Source organism: Amycolatopsis sp. NPDC004368 (assembly GCF_053602515.1).
In genome coordinates this window covers 19,651-32,845 of sequence record NZ_JBSGDT010000029.1, presented here as the reverse complement: position 1 = coordinate 32,845, position 13,195 = coordinate 19,651, and the positions used below count along the sequence as shown (strand labels likewise).

Annotated in this window: 13 protein-coding genes; 7 read left to right on the top strand and 6 right to left on the bottom strand. The window is 70.7% G+C overall.

The window, feature by feature from the left end; genetic code table 11:
* Positions 1–8 precede the first annotated feature (8 nt).
* The 4 genes from ACWEOE_RS31290 to ACWEOE_RS31275 are packed head-to-tail and all read left to right on the top strand — an operon-like array spanning position 9 to position 3,870.
* A complete protein-coding gene (locus ACWEOE_RS31290; protein ID WP_452015486.1) occupies positions 9–1,904 on the top strand; it encodes a cytochrome P450 in 1,896 nt (631 codons plus the stop codon).
* Between the two features lie 32 nt (positions 1,905–1,936).
* Positions 1,937–2,347, top strand: coding sequence for a cupin domain-containing protein (locus ACWEOE_RS31285; protein WP_452015484.1), 411 nt, complete (start codon positions 1,937–1,939; stop codon positions 2,345–2,347).
* 54 nt (positions 2,348–2,401) lie between these two features.
* On the top strand, positions 2,402–3,310 hold the full coding sequence (locus tag ACWEOE_RS31280) for an alpha/beta hydrolase (protein ID WP_452015482.1): 909 nt from the start codon (positions 2,402–2,404) through the stop codon (positions 3,308–3,310).
* Positions 3,307–3,870, top strand: coding sequence for a DUF5134 domain-containing protein (locus ACWEOE_RS31275; protein WP_452015480.1), 564 nt, complete (start codon positions 3,307–3,309; stop codon positions 3,868–3,870). The genes ACWEOE_RS31280 and ACWEOE_RS31275 overlap by 4 nt, the downstream gene beginning before the upstream one ends.
* Positions 3,871–3,880: 10 nt before the next feature.
* On the opposite strand, the gene ACWEOE_RS31270 is transcribed toward ACWEOE_RS31275, so the two are convergent.
* From ACWEOE_RS31270 to ACWEOE_RS31255, 4 genes are read right to left on the bottom strand one after another with little or no spacing between them, the layout of a single operon-like run.
* The gene (locus ACWEOE_RS31270) at positions 3,881–4,588 is read right to left on the bottom strand and encodes an alpha/beta fold hydrolase (protein WP_452015478.1); all 708 of its coding nucleotides are present in this window, start codon (positions 4,586–4,588) and stop codon (positions 3,881–3,883) included.
* Positions 4,585–5,433, bottom strand: a complete 849-nt coding sequence (locus ACWEOE_RS31265) for a class III extradiol dioxygenase subunit beta (RefSeq protein ID WP_452015476.1) — start codon at positions 5,431–5,433, stop codon at positions 4,585–4,587. The genes ACWEOE_RS31270 and ACWEOE_RS31265 overlap by 4 nt, the downstream gene beginning before the upstream one ends.
* Positions 5,426–5,764 (bottom strand): protocatechuate 3,4-dioxygenase, encoded by a 339-nt coding sequence (locus ACWEOE_RS31260; RefSeq protein ID WP_452015474.1) that lies wholly within the window; start codon positions 5,762–5,764, stop codon positions 5,426–5,428. The genes ACWEOE_RS31265 and ACWEOE_RS31260 overlap by 8 nt, the downstream gene beginning before the upstream one ends.
* Positions 5,761–6,642: a methylenetetrahydrofolate reductase gene (locus tag ACWEOE_RS31255; protein ID WP_452015472.1), complete on the bottom strand. Its 882-nt coding sequence runs from the start codon at positions 6,640–6,642 to the stop codon at positions 5,761–5,763. The genes ACWEOE_RS31260 and ACWEOE_RS31255 overlap by 4 nt, the downstream gene beginning before the upstream one ends.
* A 281-nt stretch (positions 6,643–6,923) precedes the next feature.
* Between ACWEOE_RS31255 and ligM the strand changes: the two genes are divergently transcribed.
* The 3 genes from ligM (at position 6,924) to ACWEOE_RS31240 (ending at position 10,960) form a co-directional block, all read left to right on the top strand.
* Positions 6,924–8,327: a vanillate/3-O-methylgallate O-demethylase gene (gene ligM, locus ACWEOE_RS31250; protein ID WP_452015470.1), complete on the top strand. Its 1,404-nt coding sequence runs from the start codon at positions 6,924–6,926 to the stop codon at positions 8,325–8,327.
* 123 nt (positions 8,328–8,450) lie between these two features.
* Entirely contained in the window at positions 8,451–9,392 is a 942-nt protein-coding gene (locus ACWEOE_RS31245; RefSeq protein WP_452015468.1) for a LysR family transcriptional regulator, read from the top strand.
* A gap of 134 nt (positions 9,393–9,526) precedes the next feature.
* A complete protein-coding gene (locus ACWEOE_RS31240; RefSeq protein WP_452015466.1) occupies positions 9,527–10,960 on the top strand; it encodes an MFS transporter in 1,434 nt (477 codons plus the stop codon).
* A 64-nt stretch (positions 10,961–11,024) separates the two neighbouring features.
* On the opposite strand, the gene ACWEOE_RS31235 is transcribed toward ACWEOE_RS31240, so the two are convergent.
* The gene (locus ACWEOE_RS31235; RefSeq protein WP_452015464.1) at positions 11,025–11,690 is read right to left on the bottom strand and encodes a response regulator; all 666 of its coding nucleotides are present in this window, start codon (positions 11,688–11,690) and stop codon (positions 11,025–11,027) included.
* Positions 11,687–13,189 carry a GAF domain-containing sensor histidine kinase gene (locus ACWEOE_RS31230; protein WP_452015462.1) on the bottom strand — a complete coding sequence of 501 codons (1,503 nt, stop codon included), beginning with the start codon at positions 13,187–13,189 and terminating at the stop codon, positions 11,687–11,689. Before ACWEOE_RS31230 ends, ACWEOE_RS31235 begins: the two co-directional genes overlap by 4 nt.
* Positions 13,190–13,195 lie beyond the last annotated feature (6 nt).

Genomic DNA, 13,195 nt, shown 5'->3' with positions numbered 1-13,195 from the left:
GGACAGCCATGGACAGCGCCACCGCGAACACGACCGGGTGCCCGGTCGCGCACACCGCCGCGGGATTCTCGTTCTTCGGCCGTGAATACCAGGAGAACCCGGGCGCCTCACTGGCGTGGGCCCGCGAGAGCCGGCCGGTGTTCTACAACGAGGACTCGGGCTACTGGGTCGTCACGCGCCACGAAGACGTGAAATCGATCTTCAGCCGGTTCAACGACTTCTCCGCGGCCATCACGCTGGAACCCGTCACCCCGCCGTCCGCGGAGGCGGGCGCACAGCTCGGCAAGTACGACTTCGCGCCCTGCCCCGTGCTCGTGGACTCCGACGCGCCGATGCACCGCAAGTACCGCCGCCTCAACGCGCCGGCGTTCATGCCCGACCGCATCGAGCCACTCGCGCCCTACATCCGGCAGACGACGAACGCCTACCTCGACCGCTTCATCGACCGGGGTCACGCGGATCTCATCGCCGACCTGCTGTGGGACATCCCGTGTCTGGTCGCCCTGCAGTTCCTGGGGATTCCCGAGGAGGACGTCGACACCGTCCGCGAGCTGGCCACGTCCATGACCGAGTTCGTCTGGGGGCGCCCGAGCCCCGAGGAGCAGGTGCGCGCGGCCGACGGGCTGGGCCGGTTCTGGGCGATGGGCGAGCGCGTGATCGCGAAGCTCAAGGAGCTCGACGACCCGCCGGGCTGGCTGGGCCACGCGATCAAGATGCAGCGCGAGAACCCGGACGTCATCTCCGACACCTGGTTGCAGACCAACGTCATGGGCGGCGCGATGGCCGCGCACGAGACCACGACGAACGCCACGGCCAACGCGATCGTGACCTTGCTGCGCAACCGCGACCAGTGGGACCGCCTGTGTGCCGACCCGACCCTGATCCCCGCGGCGGTCGAGGAGTGCTTGCGGCTCAACCCTTCCGTGGCCGCGTGGCGCCGGCTCGCCAAGGAGGACGTGCGGGTCGGCGACGTGACGATCCCCGCCGGCGGGAAGATCCTCATGGTGATCGCGTCGGCGAACCAGGACGGTTCGGTGTTCGACGAGCCCGAGCGGTTCGACATCGACCGGGACGACGCGGGCGCCCACATCGCGTTCGGCACGGGCACGCACATGTGCCTGGGCAACCACCTGGCCCGGCTCGAGATGGTGATCTACCTGGAGGAGCTCACGCGCCGGCTGCCGCACCTGACGCTCGACGAGCAGGAGTTCCACTACGTGCCGAACACCTCCTTCCGCGGCCCGGAGGCGCTGCACGTGAGCTGGGACGTCGCCAAGAACCCCGGCCGCTCGGGCAGTGTGGCCGGGCGCGAGATCGTGTTCACCAACGCGCACGGCAGCCGCGTCTGGCACCGCTTCGGTGCGACCACTGTGGACTGGGGCTACGAGCCGGGAGCCGGCGACCCGCACCCGGCGGTGTCCGGTCGTGACGACTACGCGGCGTTCGACGTCGCGGAAGGCCTGGTGTACACGCAGTTCCACCACCGTGCCGACGTGCCGAACGCCGCGGTCAGCCTCGTCTTGGACTTCGAGCACGGCCGCAGCCTGGCGGTCGTGAGCACGATCGACGAGCCGGGTGAGGGCCCGGTCCGGGTCCGCCACACCTTCCTGCCCGGCCTCATCGAGGGCCTGGAGACCAGCGGTTCGGAGGCGGCGCCGACCTCGACCGGGCCCGCGGTCGACGTCGCCGACACCGTCGAGTGCACGACCTACGGGATCCGGCCGGGAATCTCCGTGGTCGCCGCACGCGAGACCACGCGCCCCCGCGCGACGGTCACCGTCGCCGATCACCGCGCCGCGGCGTCGCCGAAAACGTACGGCGCCGTCTTCGGGCTGGACGAGACCGGCGGGCCGCGCACGCACTTCACGTTCACCGCCGCGGGCGTACCCGTCCGCACCCGCTGACCGAACACCGCTCCCCCATGAAAGGAAACACCATGCTGGCCAAGGGAAACGTCAAGGTCACCGATCTACTGCACGCGACCCCGCCCTCGATCCCCGAGGGTTCGCACGCGATGACGCAGCTCGTCGAACTGCCCCCGGCCGACCCGGGCCTCGCGCCGCACCGCCACTCCGGACCGGTGTTCGGCTACGTCACCGAGGGCCGGATCTTCTTCGAGCTGGAAGGCGAGGAGCCCCGGGAAATCGTTGCGGGCGAAGCGTTCTGGGAGCCCGGGGGTGACGTCGTGCACTACCAGGTCGCCAACCCGGACCCGGACTCGTGGGCCCGCTTCGTCGCCGTGTGCATCTGCGCTCCCGGCGTGGAGATGATCACCATGCTCGAACCCGAGGAGATCCTGGCTCGCGACCACCTGCGTCACCCCAGCGCGCGCCAGAACCAGGGCTGAGCGGTACCCGGTCGACGCACGTCGTGCCACCGGATCGAATCGAAACGAGGAAAGATGTCAGTACTTTCGCGCCGGCCGGTGGCCGACATCGTCGCCCGCAGGTTCGCCGCCAAGATCAACGCCGCGATCCACCCCGGCGGCGAGCCCCGGTTTCCCGAGTTCACCGTTCCCACCACGGACCTGAGCATCGACACGCGCCACGGCCCGGTCGAGGCCACGGTCTACCTCCCGCCGGCGCCGGCCGGCACCCCCGGGGTCTACGTGAACGCCCACGGCGGCGGCTTCGTCGTCGGCCACCGGCAGCAGGACGACGCGTGGTGCCGGTTCCTCGCCGTCCACGCCGGGGTGGTCGTGCTCAACACCGACTACGCGCTCGCCCCGGCGACCCGGTTCCCGACGCCGGTCGAGCAGTTCTCCGACGTGGTGAGCTGGGCCGCCGCACCGGACCGCGACTGGGACGGCACGCGGCTGTGCGTCGGCGGCCAGAGCGCCGGCGGCAACCTGTCCGCGGCCGTGTCGCGGATGGCCCTGGAGAACGGTGGTCCCGCGATCTCGTTGCAGCTGCTGCACTACCCGCCGCTCGACATCGCGACCCCGCCGTCGCACAAGCGCACACCGCTGGGCTCGAAAGCCGTGCTGCAGCCGTGGTTGTGCGAGGTGTTCGACACCGCCTACGTGCCCGAACGCGCGCAGCGGCGGCACCGCTTCGTCTCACCGGCCTGGGGCAGCAACGCCGACGACCTCACCGGCATCGCCCCGGCGCTGGTCGTCACCGCGGAGTTCGACCGCCTGCGCGACGAGGCGAAGCGCTACGCGGACAAGCTCGCCGCGGCCGGCGCGCTGGCCGAGTACGTCGAGGTGCCCGGCGTCGACCACGGCTACGACATCATGACCGACCGGACCGACGTGATCCGCCGGATGTACATGCTGATGGCCGCCCACGTCACCCGCGCGCTGGCATGATCGCCGACCCCCTGCTGCGCTGGGTCGTCACGGCTCTGTTCGTCCTGAGCGCCGCCGCGTGCGCGTACCGGCTCACCGGCGGTCTGTCCTTCACGGCCGTCGTCGGGATCGCGATGCACGCACTGATGGCCGTGGCGATGGTCAGGATGGCGTGGCCGGGGGAAGGCATCGGGGGCGTCACGGTGTTTTTTCTGCTGGCGGCCGTGTGGTTCGGTGTCGTCGCGGCTCGCCGCAACCACCGGCGGGTCAACGCCTACCACGTGTTGACGATGCTCGCGATGGCCTGGATGTCCCGCCCTCACCAGGGGTCGATGCCCGGCATGGTCATGTCCGACCCGACCATGCCGGGCATGACCGGCCCGCACGACACGGTGGGTCTCACCGCCGGCCTCGACTGGGTGCTCGCGATCGGCTTCGCCGCGGCCGGCGTGTGGTGGCTGTGGCGCCTGGTCGCCCGCAGCCTGACCGCACCACTTCCCACCGGCCACACGCAGGCGGACCTCGCCACCCAGGCGATGACGGCGGCGGGCACGGCCGTGATGTTCGCCGTGCTGCTGTAGGCCGCGGACCTCAGGACTTCGCGATCCCCATCAGCAACTCCGCCAGCTCATCGGGCGCCGTCACCATCGCCTCGTGGCCGGTGGCGAGTTCGTGCACCGGCCACCCCAGAGCCGAGGCACGCTCGGCGTGCGGCCGGAACACGCGCATCCAGTCCGTGCACTCCACGAACTCCGCGGCCACCCGTGAGCCCGCACCGGTGAGCCGCAACGGTTCCGTGTATGTGAGCCACGGGTGCGGCGTCAGCCGGGGCCCGAGCCAGGCCAGGTCGGCCTCGTCCGTCACACCGAGGACCGTGAGCGAGCGGACCGGGATCAGCCAGCCGAAGCCGGGGCCCGCCACGGACTCGCGGTAGTGCCCGGCGACCTGCGGGGGCAGCAGGTCGATCGCGGCTTCACCGTCGCGGCCGGCGAAGGCGTCGAGGTACACGCGCTTGGCCAGGCGGTCCGGCACGCGGTCCGCGACCGCCGTGACGATCTGCCCGGCGTAGCTGTGCCCGACCAGCACGACGTCACGCAGGTCGTGCGCCTCGATCAGCGCCACGACGTCCTGCACATGCGTGCCGAGCCCGACGGCGGGCGAGAGCAGGTGCGCGCGGTCGCTGAGGCCGGTCAGCGTCGGCGCGAAGACCTCATGGCCGGCGGCGCGCAGCGCGGGCGTGACCCGTTGCCAGGCCCAGCCGCCGTGCCACGCGCCGTGCAGCAGGACGAACGCGGTCATGACCCTCCGTTCTCGAACAACGCCAGCGCGGCCGCCGTGTTCGAGGCCGGCACGTGGTAGGTCTCGTGGATCCGGGTGATCCGCTCGTCCATCGCGCCGCGCATCACCAGCCACATGATCAGTTCGACACCCTCTGTGCCGGCGCGCGCGATGTACTCCTCGCGCGTGAGCCGCGCCAGCGCTTCCGGGTCGGTTTCGATCTGCCGCAGGAACATCCGGTCGAACGGCGTGTTGATCAACCCCGCGCGCGCCCCCGCGAGCTGGTGCGACATGCCCCCGGTGCCGAACACGGCGACGTCCAGGTCCTTCGGGAACGACCGGATCGCGCGGCCGATCGCCTGGCCCAGCGCGTAACACCGGGCGGCCGTGGGCTGCGGGTACTGGATCACGTTGACCAGCACCGGCACCACCGCGCACGGCCACTGCTCCCCCGGCTCCGGGCAGTACACCGAAAGCGGCACGGTCAGGCCGTGGTCCACGTCGAGGTGGTGGAAGGTCGCGATGTCGAAGGAGTCGTCGACGAGCGAGCGCACCAGGTGCTCGCTCAACTCGGGCGCGCCGACGACCGGCGGCACCGGCCGGCGGCCCCAGCCCTCGTCGGCGACCTCGTAAGACTCCGCGGTGCCGATACCGAACGTCGGCACGAGGTCGAGGTCGAGCGCGTTGGCGTGGTCGTTGTACACGACCACCGCGACGTCGGGCCGGTGCCCGGCCATCCACTCGCGCGCCGGCGCGTAGCCGTCGAAGAGCGGTTTCCAGTACGGCTCGGCGGTTTTGCCGTGGTCCATCGCGGCGCCGATCGACGGCACGTGCGAGGTCGCCAGGCCCCAGGTGACCCTAGCCAAGGTTCCGCCCTCCCGACCGCATCGCCTCGGCGAACTCCTCCATCGTCATGCCGGTGAACACGCCTCCGAGGTACTGCATGGACTTCCCGTCCAGCATGGCCAGCTTGTAGGTGTAGAAGATCGACCCGCCGAGCTCGAGCATCCCGGTCCAGTCCCGCTCGAGGATCGCCTTCTTCTGCTCCGGCGACAGCCCGAACTCGTCGCAGTAGGCCGCTTCGTCCTCCGAGAACCTGCTCCGGTTGCGTTCTTCCTTGAACGACAAGCACATCTTGTTCAACGCGTAGCCCCGCCGGCTCGCGCCGAGGTCGAGCAGGTAGTCGTCCCGGGTCACGGGCGCAATTCCTCTCCGTCGAGCCGCGCGAGCAGGTCGCGGCGCCACGTCTCGGTTTTCGCGAGCTCGTTGAACGTGAAGACGTGCAGCCCGCCGATGTTCCCGCCGCGCGGTGCCTCGGCCGCGAGCCGCCGGGCGAGCTTCGTCGGCTGGTAGCCGTGCGGCAGCAGCAGCCGCCACACCAGGTTCTGCTGCTTGCGCAGGAACCGCGCCGACTGGCCCAGCCCGATCCCGGCCGAGATTCGCACGAGCTTCTGGCGGTTGACCGGCCCCGGCAGTCCGATGTGGACCGGCAGGTCGACGCCCGAGGCGGCGATCCCGGCGGCCCAGTTGCCGGTCACCGTGGCGTCGAAGCAGATCTGCGTGATCACGCGGGTCGCGAGCGGCGCCTTCTTCCGCAGCGCGTCGTCCAGCGCGGCAGTGGGGATGTTCGCGTGCCCCTCCGGGTACCCGCCGATGCCGACCTCGGTGAACGGGTGGCCGAGGTCGGCCATCGTGACCAGCAGCGAGTACGCGTCGGGGAACTCGCCCGCGGGCGTCGGCGCATCGCCGCCGATGACGAAGACCGATCGAGTGCCGGCTTCGCCCAGGCGGGCAACCACGTCGGCGACGTGACCGCGGTCGGTGAACTGCCGGGCGGGCAGGTGCGGCGCGACCTGGTAACCGTGGCGCAGCAGGCGTTCGGTCAGGTCCAGCGTCGGCTCGAGGCCCTTCGCCTCGGTGACGGTGACGGTCAGCGGCACGCTCGTGGGCACGTGTTCGAGCACGGCGGCCTCGGTGCCGCGAAACGGCATCACCTCATAGCTCATGGCCCGCACCACGTCGGCCGGGCTCGGCCGCCGGCGCCGTGAGCCGGCGACCTCCTGCTGGGTCGTCATGCGCTGCCCTCGTCTCCTGGTGCCGGAAGGTCCCCGCTCAGTAGAACGAAGCGCCGAGCGGATTTCGTCCGGCATCGAGACCGAGTTCACCGCGACAAATGACGGAGACCGGCCCGGACCGCGACGTTTGACGTAGGCGAGACCGGTCCGCAGGACCTCACGATCCCGCCCGAGCCCGCCTAGCGTCGCTTCGGACGGCCCGGACCGGCGCACGGCCCGCGGCCCCCGGCGGCGCCCGAGCGCCACCGGGCCAGACGACCTCGCACGAGAACGGACCGCACATGAGCGCGAAAAGCCTGCAGGACGCCCTCGACCAGGCGGGGAACACCGTGGGCCTGCTCCGCAACTCCCAGGTCGGCGCCTACATCTACCCGGTCGTCCCCTCGGAGTTCACCAACTTCCGCCGCGAGGTGACCGCCTGGCGGTCCACGGCGGTGCTGTTCGACCAGACCCACCACATGGTCAACCTCTTCCTCTCCGGACCTGGCGCACTGAAGCTGATCTCCGAGACCGGCATCAACAGCGTCGAGAAGTTCCCGGTCGACTCCGCCAAGCAGTTCGTGCCGGTCTCGCCCGACGGCGCAGTGATCGGCGACGGCATCCTCTTCCGGCTGTCCGAGGCGGAGTTCGTGTTCGTCGGCCGGGCGCCGGTGGCCAACTGGCTCACCTTCCGCGCGAGCCAGGGTTACGACGTCGAGCTGCGGCTGGACCAGCGCTCGCCGTCGCGGCCGTACGGCAAGCCGGTGACCCGTGACCTGTGGCGCTTCCAGATCCAGGGGCCCAACGCGTGGCCGGTGATCGAGAAGGTCCACGGCGGCCCGGTCGAGCAGGTGCGGTTCTTCCGCATGGGTCACCTGAACGTCGCCGGCCGGCAAGTGCGAACCCTGCGTCACGGCATGGCCGGTGCGCCCGGTCTGGAGCTGTGGGGTCCGTACGAGACCTACGACGAGGTCCGCGAGACGATCCTCGAAGCCGGCCGCGAGTTCGGGCTCGAACCGGCCGGTGCCCGCGCGTACTCGTGCAACACGCTGGAGTCGGGCTGGATCCCGTCGCCGCTGCCCGCGATCTACACCGGCGAGCAACTGCGCCCGTACCGCGAGTGGCTCGGCGCCGACAGCTACGAAGCGACCAACGCGCTGGCCGGCAGCTTCGTCTCCGAGCGCATCGAGGACTACTACCTCAACCCGTGGGAGCTCGGTTACGGCTCGTTCGTGAAGTTCGACCACGACTTCGTCGGCCGGGACGCGCTCGCCGCGCTCGACCCCGAGAACCACCGGCGCAAGGTCACGCTGGCGTGGAACGCCGAGGACGTCGGCAAGCTGCTCACTTCGCCCGTAGACCCGACCGGTCCGGGCTACCAGTTCTTCGACCTGCCCAACGCCAACTACGGCTCGTCGAACTTCGACTCAGTGCTCGACGCCGACGGAAACCTGATCGGGCTGTCGCTGTTCACCGGCTACAGCGCCAACGAGCGCGCCGCGTTGTCGCTGGCCACGATCGATCCCGACGTGCCTTTCGGCGCGGAGGTGCGGGTCGTGTGGGGCGAGCCCGACGGCGGCAGCCGCAAGACCACCGTGCAGCCGCACGAGCAGCTCGCGGTCCGCGCCATCGTCAGCCCCGCGCCGTACTCGGCGATGGCCCGGGAGACCTACCACCCGGGCTGGCGTTCCGCTGTGAAGGTCTGAGCCGTCGTGCCCGCGGCGCGATCCGGCGACGGCACTCGGCGCCGTAGTACGGTGTCCGAGCCGTCGCTGGATCGCGGGCGGCGACCGGGGACAACGGACGCGAGCGCCTGGTGGTGATCGGACGTGGCTCGACGGGGCGTCGGCTCGCTCGCGAACATCGACCTGAACCTGCTGGTCATCCTGCGGGAGCTGCTGCGCGAGCAGAACGTGACGCGCGCGGCCCAGCGGGTGGGCGTGACCCAGCCCGCGGCCAGCGCCGCGCTGGCCCGGCTGCGCCGCCACTTCGGCGACGACCTGCTCGAACGCACGCGCTCCGGGTTCGTCCTCTCCCCGCTCGGGGAGCGGCTGGCGGCCGAGATCGAACCGGTGTACCTCGGAATCGAGCGGCTCTTCTCGCCCGAACCGGAATTCCACCCCGAAGACACCGAGCGTGAATTCACCATTCTGACCAACGACTACGTCCTCGCGGCGTTCGGCGAACAGCTTTCGCGCACTCTGCACGCGGCGGCACCCCGCGCGCGGTTGAGCGTGAAGGTGGCCAAAGGAGAGCTACCGGCGGACCTGCCGGAAACGCTGCGCGAAATCGATGTGATCATTTCGGCCCCGAAATCGGCCTTCAAGGTCGACGAAATACGCGGCCAGGAATTGTTCCGCGACCACTGGTCTTGCGTCGTGGCGACCGACAACCCGGTGGGCGACCGACCGCGCCTGAAGGACCTGGAACGGATGCCGTGGGTCATCCCCCACCACCCCGACGACGGGTACCCGGCGAGCTCCCCGCTCGGGCCCGTCCTCGCCGAGCTGAGCACGCAGCCGCAGGTCGCCGTGCGGGTGGACAGTTACCAGGCGACACCGTACTTCGTGGCGGGCACGGACCGCGTCGCGGTGATGCAGCACCGGCTCGCCGGCCGGTTCGCCGACCGCGCCGATCTTCGCGTGCTGCCCTACCCCGGGAACCCGCCGCCGATCGTCGAGATCCTGTGGTGGCACCGCAAGAACACCGAGGAACGCACGCACACGTGGCTGCGCGCCCTGCTCGCGAAGGCCGCGGCCGACCTGGCGTGAGGCCGAACGGGGTATTCACGGCGGTTATGCGACGGGTGCAGACGATTTATTACCGAACCCAGTCAGCGACCCACATACTGGCATTCTGCGAAACACGGTGAAGCACACGGCCCCAGCGCACAAAGGAGTGTGCCTTGTCGAAATCATCGACGAGCAGACCGATCATCGACGTACTACCCCTCATCGAGAAGCAGAAAGTGGGGAGGTTCTGGACCGCGCTCTTCTCGGTGTCGTGGCTGGTCGCGTTTCTCGACGGCTTCGACCTCCAAGTCATCTCTTTCGCGGGCCGCTACCTGAAACAATCGTTCCACCTGACCAACACGCAACTCGGCACACTCGGCACCGTCGGTGTCGTCGGCACGCTCGTGGGCGGCATCGTCATCGGGTACCTCGGTGACCGGGTGGGGCGCAAACCGGCCATCGTCGTGTCGGTCACCGGGTTCGGCATCTTCATGGTCCTGGTCGCCTTCGCCCAGAACTACCCCGAACTGGTGCTGCTGCGCCTGGTCACCGGGCTGTTCGTCGGGGGCGCGCTGCCGCCGGTGTGGGCGCTGGTCAGCGAGTTCGCGCCGATCCGCCTGCGCTCGACGTCCGTGGTGATCGTGATGGTCGGCTACAGCCTCGGCAGCGCGTCCGGCGGGCCGCTGTCGAACCTGCTGATCCCGCGCTTCGGCTGGCAGTCGGTGTTCCTCGTGGGCGGTGCGGCGTCACTGGTCGTGCTGGTCGCGGTCGTCGCGGTGCTGCCGGAGTCGGTGAAGTTCCTGGCGCAGAAGGGCCTCGCCCCGGATCGGATCGGCCGCATCCTGCGGCGCGTCCGGCCGGGCCTCACGCTGCCGGACGACGCCGGCTACGTCGTCGGCACGGAAGTCACCGAGCGCAAGCAGTTCACCCCGGCGGCCCTGTTCTGCGGCCGGCTGGCGGCGATCACCCTGCTGGTCTGGGCATCGTACTTCTGCTCCGCGACCGTGGTGTTCTACCTGACGTTCTGGGGACCGATCCTCAACGAGCAGATCGGCTTCAGCGTCTCGGCGGCCGCCACCCTCGCCGCGGGCACCTCGGCGGCGGGCGCGCTGGGGCAGGTGGTGATCGGCCGCTTCATCGACCACCGCGGCGCCGGCGCCATCGCCTACATGCCGCTGCTGGCGGTGCCGTGCCTGCTGGTGATCGGGTTCGTGCACCTGTCTTCGGTCGCCTACGTGCTGGTGCTGCTGGTGTCCAACGTGTTCATCATCGGCGGCCACGGCGGCGTGATCAGCGTGTCGGGCATCTTCTACCGGCCGGCGATCCGCGCCAACGGCGCCGGCTGGGCGACCTCGGTGTCCAAGCTCGGCGCGATGCTCGGCCCCTGGCTCGCGGGTGTTCTGCTGGACCACGGGCTCGACGCGAAGGACACGTTCTTCGTGTTCGCCGTGTTCCCGCTCGCGATGATGACGCTGCTGTTCGGCCTGGGCCGCATCCAGCGCCGGCTTCCCGCCACGGCAGACGGCTCGTTGCGTCCGCCGACCACGGACGAGAGCGTGGGCCGGGTCGCGCGGGAGGAAACAACCACGCCGGGCGTGTCCGGCTGACGCCGCCGAAGGGCTTTCTCCGTCGTCGTGCCGGGAAAGCCCTTCGGCGGTGCGGAAAACGTGCTCAGCCCGGCGGCGGCGTCAGACCTTCCCGGATCGCCAGCAGCGCCGCCTGCGTCCGCGACGACAACTGCAGTTTGCTCAGCACATTGCTGACGTGCGTGCGTGCCGTGCGTTCACTGATCACCAGCGCGTCGGCGATGTCGCGGTTCGCGTAACCCCGCGCCACGAGCACCAGGATCTCCCGCTCGCGCGCGGTCAGCGACGACAGCCCGATCCGCGGCGCGGCCATCCGGCGGGTGAGCTGCTTGGCCACGGCCGAGCCCAGGTGCACCTCTCCGGCCGCGGCGGTGCGGATGGCCGTGGCGACCTCCTCGGGCTCGGCGTCCTTGAGCAGGTAACCCGCGGCACCGGCCGCGAGCGCGGTGTGCACGCGTTCGGCCTCGCCGAAGCTGGTCAGGACCACGACCTTCACGTCCGGGTGCTCGGCGAGGATCCGTTTGGTCGCCTCCGCGCCGTTCATCCGCGGCATCTGCAGGTCCATCAGCACCACGTGCGGCAACGGCCGGTCGAGGGTCCGCCACTCGCGCAGCAGCTCGATCACCTGCTCGCCGTCCCCGGCCTCGCCCACCACTTCCAGCGCGGGCTCCGTCTCGACGAACGCGCGCAGCCCGCGGCGCACCACCACGTGGTCGTCGACGAGCACGATCCGGATCACGTCGGCGGTCATCCGGCGGCTTCTTCCCGGACGCGCCGCAGCGGCACGGCCGCCCGCACCGTCCAGCCGCCGCCGGGGCCGGGTCCCGCCGCGAACCGGCCGCCCCAGCGTTCGGTGCGCTCGCGCATCGACACCAGGCCCAGCTGTTCACGGCCTCCGGGTGGCTCGCCGCCGCCGGCACCGTCGTCCTGGATCCGCACCACCAGATCGTCCTCCTCCACGCGGAGCCGGACCTCGACCGTCGACGCGTGGGCGTGCTTCACGACGTTGTGCACCGCCTCGGAAACGATCCGGTAGAGGTCCTCCTGCGCGTCGAGCCCGCCGGTCAGGCGCAGCTCATCGGCCGTGACCACGTCGATCACCAGGCCGGTCCGGGCGCGCACACTCTCGGCGTGGGCGCGCACGGCCGCGACGAGACCGTGCTCGGCGAGGTCCAGCGGCCGCAGTTCGAACACCAGCAGCCGCAGGTCCGACAGCGCGCTGGCCGACAGTTCGGCGAGCTCCTCGGCGATCGGCCGGAGGTGCTCGAGCTCGGCGTCGGGCGCGTCGAGCCGGCTGCGCAGCGCCTTGGCCTGCATGCGCATGGAAAAGAGCTGCTGCACCACCGAATCGTGCAGATCGCGGGCCAGCCGGCGGCGTTCGTCCGACTGGGCACGCGTGCGGGTCTGGGACAGCAGCGAAGCGGTGTCGATCGCGACGGCCGCGTGGTCGGCCATCGCCTGCAGGAACGCGAGCGAGCCCGGCCCCGGGTCCTCGCCGGCGCGGTAGTAGGCGTTGATCACACCGACGGTCCGGGCCCGGACCACCATCGGCATCGCGACGAACCCGTCCCAGTCGGGCCGGTTCATGATCTCGTGCAGCGGCTCCCACCGCGGATCGGTCATGATCGAGGCCTTGCGGTGCACCTCCACCACCGGTTCACCGCCCACGAACGCATCGAAGAACCGCACGTGCGCCCCGAGCCGCCGGCACGCACTGAGGCGGTCGACGAAGTCCGCGGCCGGACCGAACCCCGCCATGCCGAGGATGCGCAGGTCGGCGGCCGGATCGTCCAGTGCCAGGATCTGCACCGCGACGACACCGGCCGTCATGACCATCTCGCGCGCCACCGCGTCGAGCGTGGCCCGCAGCGAAAACGCCCCGGCGACGCTGGCCGCGGCCCGCGCGATCGCGGTGAGCCGTTCCTGCTGCCGGCGCACGTCCGTGCGGTCGCTGAACCAGACCGCGCGGCTGCCGTCGGACAGCGGCGAGAGCCGGTACTCCAGATCTCGGAACAACCAGCGCACGGTCTGCACCACGTTCGGCGGAGCCCCGGTGTCGAAGGGGGCCGGGGTGCCGAGCAGCTCCGCGGCGGGTGCGCCGAGCAGCGCCGCGGCGGACTCGTTGAGCCGGGTGAACCGGCCGCCGGCGTCGAGCACGGCGAGCCCGTCGGCGGACACCGCGACGAGGGCGTCGAGGGCTTCGGTTTCGCGCGCGCTCCCCGTTTCGTGCGAGCTTCCCTGCCCCGGCATGGCCCC